Source organism: Marinomonas phaeophyticola (genome assembly GCF_026966905.1).
Taxonomy (GTDB): domain Bacteria; phylum Pseudomonadota; class Gammaproteobacteria; order Pseudomonadales; family Marinomonadaceae; genus Marinomonas; species Marinomonas phaeophyticola.
In genome coordinates, this window is the sequence record NZ_JAPUBN010000011.1 from 35,942 (window position 1) to 58,074 (window position 22,133).

Annotated in this window: 19 protein-coding genes; 18 read left to right on the top strand and 1 reads right to left on the bottom strand. The window is 40.2% G+C overall.

Annotation, left to right across the window (positions count from 1 at the left end; translation table 11 throughout):
• Positions 1–17: 17 nt before the first annotated feature.
• The 4 genes from O1D97_RS04080 to O1D97_RS04095 are packed head-to-tail and all read left to right on the top strand — an operon-like array spanning position 18 to position 3,921.
• Positions 18–764 (top strand): hypothetical protein, encoded by a 747-nt coding sequence (locus O1D97_RS04080; RefSeq protein ID WP_269123046.1) that lies wholly within the window; start codon positions 18–20, stop codon positions 762–764.
• A gap of 2 nt (positions 765–766) precedes the next feature.
• Entirely contained in the window at positions 767–2,308 is a 1,542-nt protein-coding gene (locus O1D97_RS04085) for a tripartite tricarboxylate transporter permease (RefSeq protein ID WP_269123048.1), read from the top strand.
• A 1-nt stretch (position 2,309) separates the two neighbouring features.
• Positions 2,310–3,590 (top strand): 3-oxo-tetronate kinase, encoded by a 1,281-nt coding sequence (gene otnK, locus O1D97_RS04090; protein WP_269123050.1) that lies wholly within the window; start codon positions 2,310–2,312, stop codon positions 3,588–3,590.
• A 37-nt stretch (positions 3,591–3,627) separates the two neighbouring features.
• Positions 3,628–3,921: a putative quinol monooxygenase gene (locus O1D97_RS04095; protein WP_269123052.1), complete on the top strand. Its 294-nt coding sequence runs from the start codon at positions 3,628–3,630 to the stop codon at positions 3,919–3,921.
• A gap of 121 nt (positions 3,922–4,042) precedes the next feature.
• Here the strand turns inward: O1D97_RS04095 and epmB are convergent, their stop codons facing one another.
• Positions 4,043–5,059 (bottom strand): EF-P beta-lysylation protein EpmB, encoded by a 1,017-nt coding sequence (gene epmB, locus O1D97_RS04100; protein ID WP_269123054.1) that lies wholly within the window; start codon positions 5,057–5,059, stop codon positions 4,043–4,045.
• A 178-nt stretch (positions 5,060–5,237) separates the two neighbouring features.
• Here epmB and efp point away from each other — a divergent pair, with 178 nt between their 5' ends.
• The 14 genes from efp (at position 5,238) to tssC (ending at position 22,096) form a co-directional block, all read left to right on the top strand.
• Positions 5,238–5,813 (top strand): elongation factor P, encoded by a 576-nt coding sequence (efp, locus tag O1D97_RS04105; protein ID WP_269123056.1) that lies wholly within the window; start codon positions 5,238–5,240, stop codon positions 5,811–5,813.
• A 384-nt stretch (positions 5,814–6,197) separates the two neighbouring features.
• Entirely contained in the window at positions 6,198–7,172 is a 975-nt protein-coding gene (gene epmA, locus O1D97_RS04110) for an EF-P lysine aminoacylase EpmA (protein WP_269123058.1), read from the top strand.
• Between the two features lie 35 nt (positions 7,173–7,207).
• Positions 7,208–9,466 carry an ATP-binding protein gene (locus tag O1D97_RS04115; protein WP_269123059.1) on the top strand — a complete coding sequence of 753 codons (2,259 nt, stop codon included), beginning with the start codon at positions 7,208–7,210 and terminating at the stop codon, positions 9,464–9,466.
• 60 nt (positions 9,467–9,526) lie between these two features.
• Positions 9,527–10,882, top strand: coding sequence for a sigma-54-dependent transcriptional regulator (locus O1D97_RS04120; protein ID WP_269123061.1), 1,356 nt, complete (start codon positions 9,527–9,529; stop codon positions 10,880–10,882).
• A gap of 284 nt (positions 10,883–11,166) precedes the next feature.
• On the top strand, positions 11,167–11,964 hold the full coding sequence (locus O1D97_RS04125; protein ID WP_269123063.1) for a hypothetical protein: 798 nt from the start codon (positions 11,167–11,169) through the stop codon (positions 11,962–11,964).
• Positions 11,961–14,090 carry an MFS transporter gene (locus O1D97_RS04130; RefSeq protein ID WP_269123065.1) on the top strand — a complete coding sequence of 710 codons (2,130 nt, stop codon included), beginning with the start codon at positions 11,961–11,963 and terminating at the stop codon, positions 14,088–14,090. The genes O1D97_RS04125 and O1D97_RS04130 overlap by 4 nt, the downstream gene beginning before the upstream one ends.
• Complete coding sequence (locus O1D97_RS04135) at positions 14,087–15,121, top strand: ABC transporter substrate-binding protein (RefSeq protein ID WP_269123067.1); 1,035 nt, start codon at positions 14,087–14,089, stop codon at positions 15,119–15,121. Before O1D97_RS04130 ends, O1D97_RS04135 begins: the two co-directional genes overlap by 4 nt.
• 47 nt (positions 15,122–15,168) lie before the next feature.
• Positions 15,169–17,208 (top strand): type VI secretion system Vgr family protein, encoded by a 2,040-nt coding sequence (locus tag O1D97_RS04140; RefSeq protein WP_269123069.1) that lies wholly within the window; start codon positions 15,169–15,171, stop codon positions 17,206–17,208.
• Positions 17,209–17,781 (top strand): DUF6931 family protein, encoded by a 573-nt coding sequence (locus tag O1D97_RS04145; protein ID WP_269123071.1) that lies wholly within the window; start codon positions 17,209–17,211, stop codon positions 17,779–17,781.
• 12 nt (positions 17,782–17,793) lie between these two features.
• Positions 17,794–18,093, top strand: a complete 300-nt coding sequence (locus O1D97_RS04150) for a PAAR domain-containing protein (protein ID WP_269123073.1) — start codon at positions 17,794–17,796, stop codon at positions 18,091–18,093.
• A 26-nt stretch (positions 18,094–18,119) separates the two neighbouring features.
• A complete protein-coding gene (locus O1D97_RS04155; RefSeq protein WP_269123075.1) occupies positions 18,120–19,499 on the top strand; it encodes a type VI secretion system protein TssA in 1,380 nt (459 codons plus the stop codon).
• Positions 19,500–19,561: 62 nt separating this feature from the next.
• Positions 19,562–20,089: an Hcp family type VI secretion system effector gene (locus O1D97_RS04160; protein WP_269123077.1), complete on the top strand. Its 528-nt coding sequence runs from the start codon at positions 19,562–19,564 to the stop codon at positions 20,087–20,089.
• Positions 20,090–20,114: 25 nt separating this feature from the next.
• Entirely contained in the window at positions 20,115–20,618 is a 504-nt protein-coding gene (tssB, locus tag O1D97_RS04165; protein ID WP_269123079.1) for a type VI secretion system contractile sheath small subunit, read from the top strand.
• Positions 20,618–22,096: a type VI secretion system contractile sheath large subunit gene (gene tssC / locus O1D97_RS04170; RefSeq protein WP_269123081.1), complete on the top strand. Its 1,479-nt coding sequence runs from the start codon at positions 20,618–20,620 to the stop codon at positions 22,094–22,096. The genes tssB and tssC overlap by 1 nt, the downstream gene beginning before the upstream one ends.
• The last annotated feature ends 37 nt before the right edge of the window (positions 22,097–22,133 follow it).

Genomic DNA, 22,133 nt, shown 5'->3' on the forward strand with positions numbered 1-22,133 from the left:
CAAACTTTGGGGGATCTATGCAACCTGAACAACTCATGGCGTTACGCCGTGCAGATCTGAAAACCTCGATAGTACTTATTATTCTATCGACCTTAATGATTATAGAAAGTTTTAGTTTTCCGCTTTCTGATAGTTATGCCGGTGTCACTAATGCTTGGTATGTATCGCCGGCTTTATTTCCTATTTTAATTGCAAGTATCTTACTTATCTGTGGTATTGCTTTATTTGTAAAAGCGCTCGTTTTTGTGAAAAAAAATGCAGGAACAGCCTCGGCGAAAGAAAGCAGTGAAAGCTGGGGACGTTTTTTTCTCCTAGTCTCTTTGATAGCCGGACAGGTTTATGGTTGGGTTCCCATTGTGGATTTTGCCCTAGCGGCCTTCGTTTTTTTATTCTTATTTATTTTTTCTTTTTATTCAGACAGCGTCTTGGTTCAGAAAAAAATACTGTTTCTTTGGACGTCCCTGTCGATTGCTCTACTGCTTATCGCTCAAGTCTTTTCACCAGGTGAAGAAGCGAGAATGTTTCTTGATTGGGGTGTTGTTTTAGTGATTGGGTTGATTGTTTTTGTGAGTAAAAATTGGGCTAATCAAACACAGACTCAAAAAGCGTGGCGATCTAGTTGGAAAGCGGCGTTGGTGGTTACCATTATTGCTTGCCCAGTATTTCGTTTAGGTATGCTTGTTCCTTTGCCTACTGAAGGTATTGTGATTGAAAAAATGGTAGATGCGAAGTACGCGATTCGAGATATGTGGAGAGGAAAATAATAATGGATATCTTGTCATCCTTTAGTGTGTTCGGTAGCACATTGTTGTCGCTTTTATCGTCGCCAACTAACCTTTTATTGTTAATAGGAGCCTCTTTTGCGGGGATTATCTTTGGTGCATTACCCGGGTTAACCGCTACATTAGGTGTTGCGTTATTAACAACGTTAACATACGGCATGGATGTCAACACCGCTTTAATTGCGTTATTGGGATTATATGTAGGTGCGATTTATGGCGGCTCTTATCCCTCTATTTTAATCAACATTCCCGGTACGGCCGCTGCCGCCGCCACAGCATTAGACGGCTACCCTTTAGCACTTAAAGGTCAAGGTGGAAGGGCGCTTGGGTTAACTACGACCGCTTCCTTAATTGGTACTTTGATGGGAATCTTGGTTTTAGTGGTGGCCGCTCCTTGGGTTGCTAAAATGGCATTGCAATTTACGTCATTTGAATTCTTTTTATTGGCGTTATTCGGAATTTTGATCAGTGGCACCTTAACGAGCCCAGATTTAGTGATTAAAGGTTGGATTGCTGGCTTACTTGGCTTAGCGGTTTCTACTATTGGTCGTGATCCTTTACAGTTTTTCCCTCGTTTTACCTTTGATATGCCTGATCTAGACCAAGGCTTAGAAGTGGTGCCTGTTTTAATTGGTGCTTTCGGTATTCCTCAAGTGATTCGTGCATTACGCAACAAGGAAAGCTTAGGGGCCATGCAAGAATTTGGACGTATTTTACCTGAATGGTCAACTCTATTTAAAAACCGCAAAAATATTACCCGATCTTCTATGATTGGTATTGGTATCGGTGCCGTACCAGGTATTGGTGAAGATATTGCTGGTTGGGTGTCTTATGGTGCTGCAAAGAATACATCCACCCACTCTGAAACCTTTGGTACGGGTGAACCTGAAGGTATTATTGCTTCAGAGACAGCAAATAACGCTTGTATTGGTGGTGCTCTAATTCCACTTTTGACATTAGGTATTCCGGGTAGTCCTCCAGCGGCTATGTTACTTGGTGCTCTTATGTTGCACGGTATTACTCCTGGTCCCATGATAGTAGTAGAAGATCCTGATTTCTTAATCGAAGTAACGGCTATTCTTGTATTGTGCTCTATTGCTATGTGGATAAACGGCATGTTTCTGGCGAAGCAGGTTGTTAAGGTGCTCAGTATCCCCGCCCCTATATTCTTACCTGTTGTTACCCTCATGTGTATTTTAGGGTCCTATGCTCTCGGTCTAAATATTTTTAACTTGTATATGATGGTTCTTGTAGGAGTGATCGCTTACTTCTTGGGAGAGATGCAGTACCCAATATCACCTCTTGTTATCGGTGTTATTTTAGGCCCTATGGCTGATGAAAACTTACGCCGAGCGATGATGGTATCAGAAGGCAGTTTGATGCCCTTTTTAGAGCGCCCTGTATCGATTCTATTGTTGCTCGTGATCGTGCTGGTTTTGTTAAGTAAAGTGCCTCAATACCAAACGTTAAAATCAATCATCTTGAAAAAGTTAGGCTTTGGTCGAACATCTAAAAAAGGAGCATAGTGTGAGTGTATTGTTAGGTTGTATAGCCGATGATTTTACTGGTGCAACGGACATTGCATCCGTACTACGCCGAGAAGGAATGCAAGTTTTACAAATCAATGGCTTGCCGACTGAAAGCGTGACCTATCCTGATAATGTGGATGCGATTGTTATTGCTCTCAAGTCTCGTACAGAGCCTGTTAAGGAAGCGGTTGATGCGTCCTTACAAGCATGCAATTGGTTGTTAGAACAAGGTGTTGTTCAAGTTTTCTTTAAATATTGTTCTACGTTTGATTGTACTGCCAAAGGGAATATTGGTCCGGTTATTGATGCGCTAATGGCACGATTAAATACGAATAAAACCATAGTAAGTCCGGGCTACCCGGTAAATGGAAGAACGGTTTATGGTGCAAATCTTTTTGTCTTAGGTGTGCCGTTGTCTGAGTCACCAATGAAAGATCATCCGTTGACGCCGATGAGAGATTCTAATCTAGTACGTTTGCTTGAAACACAAACTCAAGCTCAGGTGAATCATATTCCTTGGCAAGTGATCCAGACCGGTGAGGCAGCGATTAAACAAGAGTTTGACCGCTGTCATGATATGAAGCCAACGATCTGGGTTATGGATGCATTAACGGATAGTGATTTAATCGCTTCTACTTTTGCTGCGGAAGACATGACTCTTTTGACTGGAGGGGCGGCCTTGGCTCAAGGCTTACCTGCTTTATATAGAAAAAAAGGTTGGATGACCTCAGAGAGCTCACAAAACACTTTTAGTCTACCTGAAGGTAACTCCTTAGTGCTTGCGGGCAGTTGCTCAACCGCGACACGGGGCCAAGTGGCGTGTTTTTTGGAACAGTACCCAGGAATTGCCGTTGATCCATTGTCTTTATCCAAAGATGACAAAGAGTACGATCGACTATTTAGTTTTGTTAAAGCGAATATTGGCAAAAAACCTGTTTTAGTTTACGCCAGTGATACACCTGAAAATGTATTGGCGATTCAACAGGAACTGGGTCAGGAGGCCGCAGGAAAATTAGTGGAAGCTTGTTTGGCCCGCTTGGCCGTTGATGCAACAGAGTCTCTTGGGGTGACTCAAATAGTCGTGGCTGGTGGGGAAACTTCCGGTGCCGTGGTATCCGCTCTACAGGCAAAAACCTTACTCATAGGTGATCCTATTGAGCCAGGTGTGCCATGGACTATTTTGCAAGGCGATAAAGCCATTGGCATTGCATTAAAATCGGGTAATTTTGGGTCTAGAGATTTCTTTCTAAGAGCTTTGTCTAAAGATACAGGCGAATAATGCGCCCCAAGACACGTTAATTTTTAAGGAATATAGAATGTTTACCATTACCGTTATCTTTACCGTAAAAGAGGCGCACGCAGAAGACTTTAAGTCGTTACTGCTTAAGCAAGCTCACGATTCACTGAATAAAGAGTTAGCTTGTCGTGTTTTTGATGTCTCTATAAGCACAACTAAAGATGGTCTTGTGTCCTTCTTTTTATATGAGCTTTACGATACTGAAGCCGATTTTAAAGCCCATTTGGCGAGTGATCATTTTGTGAATTTTAACCAAGTGAGTGCCGAGTTTGTTGTCAGTAAAGTAGTGAATGATTGGCAAAAAATAGCGTAATTGATGTTTTATGATTTAGTGCATTTATCCTGATTTTAGGAATGCCATAGAGATGAGTGCTCTATGGCTTTTTTTTATGAGGAAAAACTGAGGTAATGATAAGATTTTCTGGGTTCTATTGTTAAAGCGTGGGAGCAAAAAGTGTCTTTGCTGTTTTTCCTGGAATCTCTTTGGCTAAGCGTGGTACAAGATAACCAGGCAGTTCGGCCGCGACTTCTCCCATTAATTTCTGCGCTTGATCTAAAGGTACATCAAAATGAGCCGCTCCAGCGACTGGGTCAAATAAAAACATGTAATAAGGTAATATTCCGTGTTTAAACAATGTTTCACTTAGATTGACTTGATCTGCCACTGTATCGTTTACCTTATTTAGAATCACCCCTTGATTGAATAGGGTCACACCAAGGCGCTTTAATTTTTGTACCGCAAGAGATACGGCCTTATCGACCTCGTTGGCATGGTTTATGTGAAGTACCATAATAACATCGAGTCGCGTTTGGCGAATCCATTGGAGCATATCTTCTGTGACTCTTTGAGGAATCACGACAGGTAAACGACTGTGAATGCGTAAACGTTTGAGCTGTGGTAGTGCATCAAGTGACTCGATTCTTTTGGCCAGTTGTTGATCTTTCATGATTAACGGATCGCCACCGCTAAAAATGATTTCATTAATATCAGGGTGTTGCTTGATATAATCTAAAACAGACAGCCATTCGTCTTGTGCTAACTGATTGTCGCCATAAGGAAAGTGGCGTCTAAAGCAGTAGCGGCAATTAATCGCACACGCCCCAGTAGTGATGACCAATAAACGACGTTTATATTTATGTACTAAGGCTTTTTGGGGCGTGTGATTTGCTTCGTCTAATGGATCTTGGTAATACCCCTCAACTTGCTTCATTTCTGATAGCACAGGGAGTATTTGAAGCAGTAAAGGGTCAGAGGCATTTCCCTTTTCGATTCTGTCTAGATAAGGGTATGGTGCAAGCAGTTTAAAGGGATTCGTCGCCGCTTCACTGGCAATCGTTAAGCTTCTAGGTAGTCCTACATAATCTAAAAGTTCAGGAATGGAGGTGATGGCTTTGGATAGGTGTTGCTGCCATGAAATAGCGTTTTCTGTATGGATTTTGATTTTGTTCACGTCAAATGTCTGCAAAATAATATGAATATGGGTTATTATTGCGGCAAATTAAGTGATCGCTTTGATCACTCGCTCTGTAAAAGTCCCGCAAGGCGTTTGGCTTGCTTTACTTTTTGCCTTACTCCTTATCATGAGTTGGCAAAGAGCGTTTATCTCAATGAAAACACGGTGAGGAATTATGGCAAATCATTCTACCAGCGATATGCGTACTGGTGCTAAAGTTATGGTCGACGGAGATCCATGTACAGTATTGGAAAACGAGCATGTTCGTCCGGGTAAAGGACAAGCGTTTAACCGTATCAAATTGCGCAACTTAAAAACAGGTCGCGTTTGGGAACGTACGTTTAAGTCTGGTGATTCCCTTGAAGGTGCTGATGTCATGGAAACTGACATGGAATACCTATATACCGATGGCGAATTCTACCACTTTATGGCTACAGACGGCACCTTTGAACAACATGGTGCGGATGCGACAGCGGTTGCAGACACTGTTAAATGGTTGAAAGAGCAAGAAAAATACATGATCACTCTTTATAACGGTGCTCCATTATCGGTTACTCCGCCTAATTTTATTGAATTAGAAGTAACCGATACTGATCCAGGGCTGAAAGGTGATACGGCTAATGGTGGTTCTAAACCGGCAACCTTATCTACTGGTGCTGTTGTACGCGTTCCTCTTTTCATCAATATTGGTGAAGTATTACGGGTTGATACTCGTACCGGTGAATACGTTTCACGAGCGACAGGTAAATAATACGCCTATCGTGCTTTAGTCTGTGAGCTTACCAACACTTTATTGATAAGCTCACAGGACTTGTTTTCAGCTAGATAGTGACTGTTACACCGATGGACTTCCATCTCATTCCATCACACCTTCCCAGTATACATCGATCTCCATTTTATTCGCCTAAATGGCATTTTTTCAATTTTCTAGATTGATCAATTCCAATTTAAAATCGAATGTCTCAATGTTTAATAGTACGTTATGGTTAAGATAGTTTATCAAATGAACGGTTTTGCTCATCTTCAATTCTGATATGCCAAGGATTTTTTAGGGGTTTTCTGGATTGGTATTGTATAGTTACTTTTCTTATATTGGCGTATTTTTCTTTTTCCTTTTTATTATCGAAGAGTTTACATGTATCAAAAATCCAACTGGCAGCCAAGTGCAGAGATTGCCACTTTAAAGAAGAGAGCTCAGCTATTTTCTGAAATTCGTCAGTTCTTCTATGAAAGGGATGTTATGGAAGTGGATACTCAAATATTGTCATTGGGGTCTATTTCAGATCCACATATTGAAGCGTTAAGTCTACACACAAGCGTACAAGGAGAGCCGGTTAATTATTATCTACAGACGTCTCCAGAATTTGCTATGAAACGCTTATTGTGTGCGGGTTCTGGAAGTATTTATCAATTGGGTAAAGTGTTTAGGGCGGAAGATCGTAGTCGTCGCCATGCCGTAGAGTTTACTATGCTGGAATGGTATCGACAGGATTTTGATCATTGGCAACTTATGGATGAAATAGAATCGCTGTTGAAAGCATTGACTAAAGACGTTTCGATCACTTGTGAGAGCAAAAGCTATCAAGAGGTATTTGAAGAGGTTTTGCAAATTAACCCCCATCAAGTTCAACTTAATCAATTGCAGACGATGGCCTATGAATATACTGAGTATGGCTTAGAGGAAACCGATCGGGATACTTTGTTAGAGTTATTGTTTAGTCATGTGATAGAAACAAAAATAGGTCTAGAGCGGCCATGTTTTATTCATGGTTATCCGGCCTCTCAAGCGGCACTGGCTAAAAAAATTCTAGTAGAAGGGGTTGAAGTGGCTGCACGCTTTGAATTGTATTGGAAAGGGATGGAGTTAGCTAATGGGTATTATGAGCTAACGGATGCTATGGAGCAGTCGACTCGGTTTTTGGAGGACATTGAGCAAAGGCGATTACTCAACTTACCTTCTCGTCAAGTAGATGACAGGTTAGTTGCTGCTCTTGAGCATGGCCTACCTAGTTGTGCGGGGGTGGCGTTAGGCGTCGATCGATTATTAATGTTGTTGTGCAATATTGAAACGATCAATCAGGTGATTCCTTTTGCGGATGATCGCGCATAAATATGATGTACGTATTCTATTTATAGGGGTGATTTTTGAGAAAGTTACTGATGCAGCAAATCTCTAGGTTTCTTTTTACTTGGCTTTCTTCTGTCACTATTGTGATGCTAGTTGCGATTATTTGGGGAGGAGGGACGTTTTTAAAGCAGCAACAGTTAGAAGCCTTGCAAGGTCAAGCTTCTGAGCAGTTAAATCAGTTAGGCAGTGTTTTAGAAAATGCGATCACTAAGTATCAGCATATGCCAACTTTATTAGCCTCTAATGATAGGGTGAGAAAAGCATTGCGCGACGGGCTCGCTTCCGATATTAACCAATTAAATCGTGAGTTAGAGCAAATTAATCGAATAACGGAAGCTTCAAATAGCTATATATTGGATAAAGATGGCAACACGATTGCAGCGTCTAATCATGCTCAGCAAGACAGTTTTGTAGGTAAAAACTTTTCCTTTCGACCTTATTTTAAACAGGCCATACTTGGAAGTCCTGGACGTTATTATGCGTTGGGTACGACTTCCAATCGCCGAGGGTATTTCTTTTCCTATCCCGTTTATGAAGGGGATTCTATTATTGGTGCCGCGGTCGTTAAAATCGAATTAGAGCCCTTCGAGAAACGTTTTTCTAATCAGGGGTATGAATTTCTGTTATTGGACCCCGATCAGGTCGTCTTCGGTAGCTCTCGACCCGAGTGGTTATATAAAACAGTGGAAGAGCTGTCTCATTCTGAATTAGAGCGGATTGCGAATAGTAAGCGTTATAAAGATCAGTCACTGACAAAACTACCTATTCTGTCAGTAAAAACATTTGATGAAAATTCAAGATTGATTGACTTTTTAGAAACCATTGAATCGTCAGTAAAAGCCGAGCAATTTGAGCGACGCAGTTTTTTGGAGATGCGACGTCCTCTTAGGGTACTTGGTTTTCAAATCGCGATCTTGTCGCCTTTAGCACAAATTAACGAAAATATTTTCCTTTGGCGTGCTCTCGTATTGGGTTGTATGACAATCGTTATTTTGCTGACTGTAATGGTGTTCTTGCGTCGCCGTATGCTAAGAGAACGTTCAGTAGCCAACGAAATGAGTCGTCATAATGAAGCGTATATTCGAGAGATTATTCAGAATACGCAAGCGGGTCTAGTGACGCTGGATCATGAAAAACGTATAGAGTCCTTTAACCCTGCTATTGAATCTTTAGTGGGTCATTCATTACGCCCCTTTATTGGTAAAGAACTGGACAGTCTTTATCAAAAGGAGGTTGATAAAGATGCTGAGGATCATTTCACTGACACGACTAACCATCCTGAACTTAATTTTATTACCACGGAAGGGGTGCTGAATTGCAAAGGAGAGACACCAAAAGCGGTTGAAATGACACTTTGTCCTATTGAATTGCCTAATCAGCGTAAGTATCTAGTTACGTTTCATGATATGACGGAAAGAAAGCGATATGAGCAAGAAATTACTCAATCACGTAGTGCGTTAGAGGAAAGAGTACGAGAAAGAACTTATGAATTAGAAGAGGCGAATCGCAGGTTGAGAAAAGAAATTGATGAGCATAAAGGGACTCAAAGAGAGCTTATTCAAACTGCAAAGTTAGCGGTTTTAGGCCAATTAAGTGCTGGAATTAATCATGAGCTAAATCAACCATTAACAGCAATAAGGGCCTTTTCAGATAATGCGTTAACTTTTCTTGCTCGAAGTAATTTAAAAGCGGTAGAGAACAATCTAGAGCAAATTAGTCAATTAGGTCGACATATGGGGGATATTGTTGCTCGTTTTAAAGTATTCGCAAGGAAAGGTGAGGTGCATCAAGGATCCGTCTCTTTACATCATGCTATCCAAGCGGCTTCAAGTATTATGGCCTCCCAAATAAAAGAAAATAACATTCAATTATTGCTTCCCGAAGATCAGGGGATCTTTGTAAAAGCGGATATGGTCTTTTTAGAGCAGGTATTGGTGAACTTATTGTCGAATGCGATTGATGCCGTCAATGAAAATGCCAGTGTTGATTCTATTGTCAATATCACTGTGTGTTTGTTAGAAGAACAGAAAGTGCTAATTAAAGTAAAAGATTCTGGAAGCGGTTTATCTGTTGAAGCACACAGACATTTGTTTGAGCCTTTTTACACTTCTAAGCCTCAAGGTGTTGGTTTAGGGCTTGGGTTATCGATCAGCCAACGAATTATAGAGGCGATGGATGGTCGAATTTATGCGTCAGCTATTTCAGATGGTGGGGCAGAATTTTGTATAGAGTTGATGACCCACTCCTCACTAAGTAATGACACCTTGGTGTCTTGAATCGATCTAGTGCGTTGTGGTTCGTCGTAAATTATTTTTTTTATAAAGGAAATTCCTAATATGTCCCATTCTGGTGAAGTCATACTGATAGATGATGAACGCTCTGTACGTATGGCGATAGCGCAAACATTAGAGTTGGATGAATTTAAAGTGCATGAGTTTGAGAGTGCAGCAGGTGTATTAAAGTCGATTTCAACGGACTATGCAGGAGTCATTGTGAGCGACATTAACCTTCCTGGACAAAGTGGCTTAGACTTGTTTGATGATATTAAGCAAATTGATGCCGAGATCCCGGTGATATTAATTACGGGTCATGGGGACATCAGCATGGCCGTTAATGCTATTCGTAACGGTGTATATGACTTTATTGAAAAGCCTTTTTCGAATTCTGAGTTCTTAGATGTTGTTCGTAGAGCAATGGAGAAGCGTAAGCTGCTGCTAGAGAATCGTAACTTACGACTTGAGCTCGCTGCGCAAAATGCTCCTGGTCCGAGAATTATTGGTAATACACCCGGTATCCATCAATTGAGAAGTATATTGATTCATGTTGCTGATACCGATGCAGATATTATGATTTTTGGTGAAACTGGGACAGGTAAAGAGTTAGTTGCTCGTTCAATTCATGAACACAGCTCACGAAGGGCTTTCCCTTTTGTGGCTATTAACTGCGGTGCCGTACCGGAGTCCATGATGGAGAGCGAGTTGTTTGGTCATGAAAAGGGCGCTTTTACCGACGCCAAAAATCAACGTATAGGGAAGCTAGAGTATTCTAATGGAGGGACACTTTTTTTAGATGAAATAGAAAGTATGCCTATGAGTATGCAAATTCGATTATTACGAGTGTTAGAGGAAAGAAAGGTTGAAAGGTTAGGATCGAATCATCCCATAGACTTAAATTTGAGAATTCTCGCGGCAACTAAGGTGGATTTAAAGCAACTTAGTGAAACAGGACGTTTTCGGGAGGATTTATATTACCGGTTAAATGTCGTTCGTGTGGATATTCCTCCCTTACGTGAACGTACTAGTGATATTCCGCTTTTATGGCAACATTTTGGTTTAGTTGCTTCCGCTCAATATAAAAGAGAGTCCGTACCTTTATCGGCAGAAAGGATGCACAGTTTATTAACGTATGACTGGCCAGGTAATGTACGGGAATTAAGAAACTTGGCGGAGAGATATATTTTAATGGGAGAAAGTGGTTCATTTGAATTTGATTCAATTATAACTAATGAAGCTAATCCAGGAGTTATGACATTACCAGATCAAATAGAACGATTTGAGAAAATATTATTAGAACAGGAATTATTACGACAGAAAGGCTCTATTAAGGGCACTATGGAAGCATTAGGACTTCCTCGAAAAACCTTATATGACAAAATGCGTAAATACGGTTTAGATAAAGATATTTTTAAATAAAACGCATCTAACTTATAAAAGTCTTGTTATGTAATCTTATGTAAACAAATACTTGGTAAGTTCAGTAAGTATGTTTATTGTGTTTTTATGTCATTATTGTAACGTATTGACGTTTTTATCCTTGCGAGAAAGTTAAAAAAAATATCTACGCCTTACCAAAATATCTCAAATAAGCTATGGTAATTAAACGTGCTGAATTTTTGCATAATATTTGCTGTTTATGAACATTTTTTGACTGTGTTTTAGACATACATTGCTGAATTTCCCTTTTATAAGGTTCTCGTATGAAAGCGTTTTTTGAAGTTCACCTTAGACTGGTTATAACCGTATGGATGATTTTGATCGCTGTACTAAGTCTTTTATATCTAATGAATTTTATGAAGTTCGACAGTTTAATGTCGAATGTGGTCTCCTCTAAATTAGATGTCATATCCTCATCCTTAGAAACGTCTATATTAAAAGCCGATAGACTCGGTATACCACTTAAATCAGCGAATAATGTTTCTGATCTTATGGATAAAGCGAAACAGCGAGATCAAAATGTAGCAAGTATTGATGTTATTGATTTACAAGGAAATATAATTTTTTCAACGAATAATAAATCGAATTCGACATTTCCTAACGATGAGGTAATTAGGCGGGCATTAAAATCCAATGATAAAAACTGGAACTTAAGTGCCGATGTATATTTGTACAGTGGAATGCAATTATTTGATGGCTTTGATAATTTAATTGGCAGTGTTGTGATCTCTTATGATAAAGCCTCTTTTTATGGTGTGTATTCTTTTGTTCAATTGCATTTATTAGAAATGACGGTGTTTATTTTTTTGTTTTTTGCATTAGTTGTGCTGTTGATTATTCGATTTGGTTTTGGTGACGTTACAAATATTATTAAATTGATACAAGTTCATTCAGATGGGCGAGAGGAAACGTTACCACTGGTGGTAAAAGGGAGTATCTCCTCTGTTTTTGCTGATCAAATTGAACAGAGTAAAAAAATGAAGATTATGGTGGCTCAAGAGCTTGAAGATGTTCAAGAATTGGCAAAAGAATCGCCTATAACAAAAGGTGAGCAGCGATGAATAAAGCAAAAAGCATGGCTAGCCTTATAAATAGGCGTGTTATTTTAGTGACGGTTATTAGTGCTTTATTAGCTTCTATCTTAAGTGCCACCTACACTCTTGTCGAATTCAATTTTTCTATTAAGCCGGAAATCCTAAAAAAAGCAAATGCGGTTTCTCAAGTTATTCATGATGATGTCGAGCTAGCCATTATTTCTGGCGTTCCTCTAGATCGCATTCGCGGTATGGACAGTTATTTATCTGAAACACTGAATAAATATCCAGAACTAACCTTTATCGCTGTTGTTTCTGAAAACAATACACCGCTTTATTCCGCTGGTGAGTTGCTTGATTTAAGCGATGCTAGAGATATGAGTGAAGGCGCGACTAAGGTTAACTATTTCGGGGCGTCTTTGTTTGATCGTTTAGGCTTGATAAAAGAAGAGCTATTTGGCTTTTTCCCTGCTATTTCTGGTGAGGTGCAAAATAAAGACGTCTATGAGATGAGCATTAACCATCAAGAAGTACGTGCTGGCGGGGTTTTTGTTGGTTTAAATGCTAATTTCATCCGCAGCCAATTAGCGGATATGTTTTTTGATATTGCAATTGTATTAGTTGCCGTTTTACTTGTTTGTTTTGAAGTCGTCATGGTCGTGGTGATGTTTTATATCTCAGGCCCACTAGAAGAATCCGAATCTATTTTGAAACGACAAATTGATGGAGATTTTTCTGTTAAAGAATCGGTCCCATCTAGAGGGTCAATAGGGCACTTTATTGTTAAATTGAATGAAGATTCACGTGATCTTCAAGGGAAGTTTAGTAAAACCTTTAGTAAGCTTGTTGGTTCTGACGATGATGGAAGTACAACCGCAGATGCAAAAACTCGATTACAAAAAATAGCGGAAAAATTCAATTTGCAAACCAAACTGAGTATGAAGAATGGTGACATTCTGGATGCTCGTATTCCTTTATTTGTATTCTCCTTTGCTGAAGAGCTTCAAAAGTCTTTTATGCCCCTGTTTGTTGCGGAATATTATGAGCCGAATCAGTGGATTTCTAGGGATGTTATGCTTGGTTTACCTATTTCTGTCTTTATGCTGGTTATTGCGGTATCGACGCCTTTTTCCGCTAGATGGGTAGATAAATGGGGGCAAAAGCCGCTGTTTCTATTGGGTCTTATCCCTGCTATTGCTGGTTATTTAGGTTGTGCATTTGCGCAAGACAGTATGGATATCGTCATTTCTCGTGGTATCACGGCCTTTGGTTACGCGTTAATTACCATTAGTTGTCAAAGTTATATTGCCGCGGTTGTATCTTCTGAAAATAGAGCCAAAGGGATGGCAATCTTTGTCGGTGTTTTGATGACGGCAACCATGTGTGGTACGGCGCTAGGAGCGATTATCGCTGATCGTATCGGTTATCAACCAGTCTTCTTAATTTCTGCCGTATTAGCAACGTTTTCTGGATTGTTGGCATGGAGAATGTTCTCAGGATCAATTAACACAGAAGTGCCTAAAGTATCGGCAAACGGCGAGTCAGGGCTATGGCTGTTAGCTAAAAATGTTAAGTTTGTTTCCATTATTCTCTGCTGTGCAATACCTGCGAAAATTGTGCTAACTGGCTTTTTGTATTTTATGGTGCCCTTGTATTTGGTTTCTTTGGAAGCAAGTCAATCCGAGATCGGCCGTATCATGATGATCTATTCATTAATTATTATCCCTTTAAGCCCTATCGCTTCAGGTATAGCAGATAGAACCAAAAAAATGAAAGAGCTGGTCGTATTGGGGACCTTGTTATCGGGAGCCATACTCATTTCACTTTATGGTGAGGCTTCCTTCTATAAAGTGTTGCTTGCTGTCGCTCTTATGGGGGTTGCCCATTCTATCCTTAAGGCTCCTCTTATTGCATCGGCATTAGAGGCAGCAGAATCCACACCTGAAGTCGGGCGAACCACCGTCTTAGGTATTTTAAGAACGTCGGAACGTATTGGTAGTGTATTAGGCCCTGTTATAGTGGCGGGTTTGTTAGCCTATTATGATTTTGGAGAGGCAATGATGGTTGTCGGAATCGGCATTGTCCTAGCGGGAGTAATGATGCTGCTCTTTCTTCGAAACTCGAAAGATTCAATGGTCGAGGTGAATCAATGAGGTCATTAGTTTTAGGTTTGATGATGTTTCTTGGTGGGTTCATGTCTACAGGTGCATTTGCTGATGATGGAGGGGCTAACGAAGTTGAGTCTGAGGGCTTGCCGAAAACCATCTACATGGTTGTGTGGCGAGGCTGCGAAGAGGCTTGTGAAGGTTTTCAAAGTTATTTAAAAGATTCAGGTGTTTCGGCCAAGGTGATTGTTCGTGATGCTAATCGTAATAAAAGCAAATTAGACTCATTTGTTGAAGAAGCTAAATCACTCAATCCTGATTTGGTGATTACTTGGGGAACGAGTGTGAGCAAGGGGGTTATCGGTACTATTGAAGAATACGGGAATGCAACAAAACTAGGAGCAATTCCTGTTTTATTTATGATAGTCGCTGATCCCATTGGAGCCAATATTGTTGCTTCATATGAAGATAGTGGTCGAAAAACGGTCACTGGTATTCGAAATAGAATACCAGATGAAGTGCAAATTAGAGCGATGAGAGAATATCTTCCAGTTAAGCGAGTAGGTGTGATTTACTCTGAAGCAGAGTTAAACTCAATTCTTAATACTGAAAACCTAGACAAATTGTCTAAAGAAATGGAATTTAAATTATTTAAAGAAGTGTATGTTCTTGATGATAAAGGCGTTCCTTTTCCTGGTCAATTTGATGAGTTGATGGCCTCTTTATCAGCAAAAAAAGTCGATGTCGTTTACGTTGGCTCAAGTTCTTATAACTTAGATCACTCTGATGAATTTACGGAAGCGGCGTTGAAATATCGGTTACCAGTCGCTAGTGCCTATGATTCTATGGTCACGAATTCTAAAGCACTCATTTCTGTTTCTAATAAATACTATCGTGTTGGTCGATTTGCGGGCAGCCAAGCGAAGAAAATTTTAGTGGATGGGAAAGTGCCTGGTGAGCTAGAGGTGGCCTCGTTATCTCAATTTTCTATATCAATTAATATGTCTACAGCAAAAGCAATTGATCAATATCCTCCTATCCAGTTGATTCGCTTTGCTGATTTGGTGAATGTTCAATAACAAATACATGTGACATTCAATAAAACAGTTACAACATTGAGTTGAGTATGAATGAGCTAATTAATACAGAGAATAGCAATCTAGTACTTAAAAACAGTGCTGGTGATACGTTTGTCTGTGAAAAGTTATTCATCAATGAAAAAATTAGTGACTCTACTCGAATCGAAGCACAGATATTAACAACGATCGGTTCTGCAAACGATTGGGTTGGTGCTGAGGTAGAGTGTGAAATATATGATTCTTTAGGACAAAATCGAAGTGTTAATAGAGTCTTTAAAGGTTTTGTTACTTCATCTAAGGGGCTTACCCAGCAAATAGATAGCAGTTACTTTGGCATGTCTTTGGTGATAGAACCTTGGATTAGGCTTCTTGCATTTAGTAAGCAGTGTCGTGTATTTCAAGAGCAGACAGTAGAAGATATTGTAACGTCTATTTTTGATGAGCTCGGCTTTAAAGGGCAATATCAAGTTAAAAGCATGCCCTCCACTAAAAGAGAATATTGCATTCAGTTTGGAGAGAACGATTTCGAATTTGTGACTCGTTTGTTAGCTGAAGAAGGTGTTCATTTTTATTATGGAAAGGACTCTGATTCTTCAACTCTTTTCCTTCAAGATGCATCGAAACCTTTCTCGCAAGATAATTTAGTCGTGCTGGATCATTTTGCAAAATCGATGGGTGACTATGAGATTACCAGCAAATGGGAAACGGAAAGGAATTATCATAGTGCATCACTTGAGATTGCTAATTTTGATTATAACCAATCAAAATTAATCTTAAGTAAAGAAAAGTCAATGAATAACGCTGTCTCCGGGAATGCTAAATTGAAGGAGTATCGATATCCTGTCTCTAGCCCTACTGGAAAGTATTCAGATTTAGCGGCCGCTCTTGTCACGATTCAAAAAGCTCAAGTTGAAAGTCATCACAACCGTGTTTATGGAGAGACGAATTCATTTGATTTAGCGGTTGGTCATTATATGGAAATGAGTTCCCATATAGACAGTAGCCAAGAAGGCTCTTTTTTAATTACTGAAATAGATTCTACTTTTGAGTTATCAGGACAGCAGGTATTAATAAAACACGTTGGGTTTGTGTGTGTACCTGACACTCATACTTTCTATCCAAGTCAGAAAGAAAAACCTGTATTACATGGTCTACAGACAGCTGTAGTTTCTGGTAAAAAAGATGACGAGCCTGCTTGTGACGACTTTGGACGAGTAAGAATTAAGTTCCATTGGGATTCTGAGACAGGGGATAAAACCAGTTGTTGGGTTCGAGTAGCCCAAGCCATGGCGGGTAATGGTTATGGTTTTCAGTTTTTACCTAGAACAGGCCATGAGGTGCTAGTTAGCTTTATTAATGGCGATCCTGACCAGCCAGTAATTGTATCAAGTGTCTATAATAGTAATCATAAACCACCTTATGCCACAGCAAATACAACTCAAACTGGCTTTAAAACCAAGCAAAAGGGGGAGGCCAATGAACTGCGGTTTGATGACAAAAAAGACAGCGAGTCTTTTTATTTGCATGCGGCAAAAGATTTTTCTCATGATACGGTAAATGATCATACTGAAACCATTGGTGGAGAAAAGAAAACCACAGTAACAAAAAGCATCACAGAAACGGCCGACGTTAATTATTCATTAACGACAAAAGAAAACATTACTCTTAAATCTGATAAAGATTATTCACTAGACGCAAAAGACTCTATTTCTGATAAAAGTAAGACCATCACGTTAACAGCAACCGATAAAATTAAGCTGGTAGTTGGTGGCAGCCAGATAGTCATGACGGATTCAAAAATTGAGATATCAAGTCAAAATGTTGACATTAGCGGATCATCATCACTGACGTTAAAAGGCGGGAGCTTTTCATTAAAAGCGAATCCTATGGATTTTAAATCTGATGGCAATATGAATTTTACGGCGGGAATGAATTTAACCATGAAGGCGGGAATGGATTTTTCTGCAAAAGGGTTGAATGCGACTCTTCAGGGGGATGTGAAAGCAACGGTAAAAGGCAGTGCAATGGCTGAACTGTCCGCAGGTGGTCAGACAACGGTTAAAGGCGCAATAGTGATGGTGAATTAAATGTATAAAAAAATTCCTTTCCAAGATTGTAAAATGTTATTCACTCATGTGGAATTATCTGAGGAGGCGATGGCACTTATAAATCAAGATTGCTCGCCAAAAGAAGTCATCGATATTTTGCAGAAAGAAAAGATGTTTTTGGATTTGACTCACTTCTTTTGCCACGCGTTACCCATGAGAGAGGTGATTTGGTGGACGGTTAATTCTTTAGAAATAAGAGAAGAATCTTGGTCTCCAGCTGAGCTCCAACTCTTACAAGATTGTAAACGTTGGGTCAAAGAGCCACAAGAAGGTCAAAGGCGAGCGATAGAACAAAGATTAAAAATGATCAAAAACAGCAGTGCCATATTTTGGTTGGCGCAGGCTGTGGTTTGGAATGGCAGTGGAAGCATTGCAGCAATCGATGCCCCCGTTGTTTATCCGAAAGAGTTTTTGTATTCAAAAGCCGCTGCTGGGGCGATTAATACCGCGGCGGTGGTCCCTGAATGGAAAAACTATACCCCTTACTATACATCGGTCTTTGCCATGGCTATTGATTTAGCTAACGGTGGTCCTGGAATGATAAAGAGATAGGAGAATGCAACTATGCCACCTGCTGCTCGTTTAACTGATATGCATGTTTGTCCGATGCTGACACCAGCGTTGCCCCCGATTCCACATGTCGGTGGACCGGTCATTGGACCTGGTGCACCTACTGTTCTAATTGGCATGCTACCAGCAGCTAGATTAAGTGATATGTGTGTTTGTGTAGGGCCACCTGATTCCATTATAAAAGGCAGTGCCACAGTACTTATTGGTGGTGTTCCTGCCGCAAGAATGGGGGATAGTACGGCACATGGTGGATCTATTGTCCTCGGACTACCAACAGTAATGATTGGGGGTTAAGTAATGAATATATTAGGAAAACATATATGTTAGATGCGTTAATAGAGCCCATTTCTGCCGATACCCCTTGTGGTGAGTACCTTAAAGATAATCGTTCCGTATATCGTGGTTATCGGAATGCGTTTAACATTGCTCAATCATCATTTAGGCGCCTTATAGAAGACCCCGATGCGCTAAATGATGATGAACTCGTTTTAGCAAATTCAGACAACTGGAACAGTTTATCTAATGAATGCAGTGATTGTTTGAAAAATATTTCTAAAGACATGGAAATATTCTCTTGGCATGCGGTTGCTCAATTATTTAGCAAAGAACCCTTAGAAAATCTATCGAACTCACTTAGTACTTTTGATTATATTGTGATCAACTTTTGGGATTCTCTTCATCCTATGCCTCCAGAAGGTAAATTAAAGGGAGAGAGTGATGCTGAAAAGCAAAAAGAATTGGCCGAGACTCGTATTAAACCGTTATTGCAATTAGTTGGGGATACGGCGGAAAGTGGTCTTTTGTATATGCCATTACAAATGCAAACCTTAATCGATGACATTGATTATACGAAATATCTTGCGGCCGAAAAAAACGGTTCATTATCTCAAGTTAAAGAAAATGCCATGAAGGCTTTAGCAGGCGAAAAAGAGGAAGTCACAGAACGTATTTTGGCATTAGGTAGCATTTATGACTCCCTTATTAGTATAGAAGCAACTATCTCGGCTCAATGTGTAAAGGTGGGTGCACAGGGCGTTAGCTTTAAATTTGTTAAAGCAATAGTTGAAAAAATCATAAGCTCCATGAAATACATGATAGGAGATGGCTTTAGTAAATGGCCATTGGACAAAGAGGACGCTCCGGTAGAGCTAGAAAGTGACACGCACGAATTATCTACTGATGAAATCGTTAGCTCTGCTGATAGAGAGCAAGCACAAGATGCGCTTAATTCACAAACCGTCCAACAACACCAAACAAACAGTTTTGATCCAAGTAATGCGGCAATGAATCGCGAGCAAGCTTTTATGGAGCTACAAAGAGTAGCCGACTATTTTTTGAAATCCGAGCCACATAGCCCGGTGTATTTATTATTAAAAAGAGCAATACGCTGGGGTGGGATGTCACTGCCTGAACTAATGGATGAGTTGGTTGGTGATGACGCCTCTGTGCAATATCGAATTAGTCAATTGGCTGGCATGGAAAGTGCGGACCATGTTAGTTCTATTAAAGTTGAAACTCGTAATTATCAACCAGCATCATCGTCACCAATAGTGCGTGATATTCCTGTTGCAGAAGAGACGAACTCTAATATGGTCCTCCCAGAAAGTGATGAATCACCCTCTGTAATAATTGAGGATGATCAATCAGATAATCAAGAGTCGGGTTCTAGTGATGCTGGAGTTTCAAGTTTTCAGTGGTAGTGTGTAAATAAATGGTGAGTCACATAATGTGATAATTTAATTAACGAAATGAGGGAATCAAAATGGCTTCTATATTCATGAGAATTGATGGTCTTACCGATATTAAAGGTGCGGCTACAGTTGAAGATATTGGTGGAAAAAAAGGTTTTTTTGCAATTAATTCGATGACCTGGGCTGCATCTCGAAGTGTTTCTGTCAATATCGGGAACGCCAACAATGCGGATACAGGTACTATTTCATCTAGTCCTGTGAGTATCTCTCGAGCATCAGATGGTGCTTCTCCTTATCTTACAACGTTCTTATTTGCTCCTGGTAAAGATGGTAAAACAATTGAAATCGTTTTAACTAAGCCTGACCGTGGCGGAGAGGGTGTTGTTCCTTATTTAATCATTACTCTAGAAGGCGCTCGTGTTGGTGATTACAGCGTATCTGGCTTTGATGGTGGGTTGCCTGATGAGAGTTTCTCTTTAGTGTACACGTCGGTTTCTCAAGTTTACTACTATGAAGATGAGAACGGTACGATTGCGAAGGGTGATACGGTTAAGTTCGATTGTCCAACAGCGAAGTTAGTTTCTAAAGCTAGCCTATAAAATATAATTATTCAGGAGGTTCAACGTGGCTTTAAATTCACAGCATAAGCGCGTAAGTAAAAACCGCGTCAGCATCACTTATGATGTTGAAACGAATGGGGCGTTAGAAAATAAAGAATTACCTTTTGTTGTAGGGGTGATTGGTGACTTTTCTGCGCATAAAGACGATCGTGAAGAACTTGAAGACAGAACGTTTTATCAAATAGATAAAGATAACTTTGATACGGTGATGAAGCGTGTTGGACCAGAATTGAAATTGAAAGTAGATAACACGCTTTCTGATGATGGTAGTCAATTTGAAGCGGCGTTGAAATTTTCTTCGATGAAAGATTTTGAACCAGATTCTTTGGTTGAAAACGTTGAGCCTCTTAAAAAACTTGCTGAAACACGTCAGCAGCTGAAAACATTGCTATCGAAGGCCGATCGTTCTCGTGATTTAGAAAAGTTATTAAAAGAAGTTTTACAAAGTGCAGATACGATTAATGCTCTTTCAAGTGAGCTAGGCGTAGAACCTAAAGGAGATGAATAATGAGTACAGAATTAGACACTCAAACAGCTGCACAAGCAGAAGAAGGTTCTGTTAGCTTTTTGGATAGAGCGATTGCAGCAACGACACAAACACCTGCGGATACAACAAAAGAGCTGTTTTCTGTTCTTGCAGAGCAAGCGCTAAGCGGTACAGTGGTTTGGGATAAAAATGTTACTAAAACGATTGAAAACGCGATTGCTGAAATTGATAAGCAAATGTCGATACAGCTTTCAGCCATCATGCAGCAAGAAGAGTTTAGGCGACTGGAAGGATCTTGGCGTGGTTTAGGCAAATTGGTACGAGAAAGTGAGACGGGCCGTAGTCTAAAAATCAAACTAGTTGATTTTCAAAAAGATGAGCTATTGGATCAGTTTGAAGATGCACCTGCAGTGGATAGAAGCCCACTTTTTGATGCGCTTTATCAAAAAGAATTTGGTACCGCTGGTGGTGAGCCTTACGGTTTACTCGTTGGTGATTTCCAATTTTCGCACAAAGATGAAGATGTTGCTTTATTGCGCTATATGGGGGAAACAGCGGCGGCAAGTCATGCACCGTTTATTGCAGCCGCAAATCCTGACATGTTTGAGTTCAATTCTTTTGAAACTTTCAATGAAGGCAAGCCGGTTGCTGCGGGTTTTGATTCTCCTTCTTATGCCTCTTGGAATGCTTTTAGAGAAAGTGATGATGCTCGCTATGTTAGCTTAACCTTACCGCAAACATTGGCTCGTTTACCATACGGCAAGAAAGGCTTATCAACAAACAGCTTCGATTTTGAAGAGCTTAGTAACGACTCTGATGGCAATCCATTACCAAAAGATAACTCTCAATTAGTTTGGTCAAATGCGGCTTTTGAGTTGGGGTTAAAAATGACTCAATCGCATACTGCGTTTGGTTGGTGTACCGCTATCCGTGGTTTGGATAATGGCGGTAAAGTAGAAAACCTACCTAACTTAACTTATAAGTCGTTAGCTGGTGATCTACAGCAGCAATGCCCAATTGAAGTGAACCTAACGGATGAGCGTGAAAAAGAGTTAAGTGATCTGGGTTTCTTACCATTGGTTCATTATAAAAATACCAATTACGGTGTGTTTATCGGTAGTCAAACAGCGCAGAAACCAAAAGTGTATACAGACCCTGATGCGACTTCAAATGCCGCTATTTCAGCCCGTCTTCCTTATATTATGGCTAGTAGCCGTATCGCACATTACTTGAAAGTGATGGGGCGTGACATGCTAGGGTCAAATTTAGAAGCAGCTGACTTACAGAAAAACCTACAAACTTGGATTGATCAATATACCAATTCAGGAGCGACAGGTAATGCGGAGCGTTCTAAAACACCATTATGTGAATCGGCAATTAGCGTAGTTGAACAGCCTGGTCGTCCAGGTTCTTATTCCGCGGTGGCTCATTTACGACCATGGTTGCAATTAGAAGAACTCACGACTTCTGTTCGGATGGTAACGAAAATTCCGGGTTAAGTTGTTCGTTTCTTTGGTATTGGATGTTTGGGTGTGA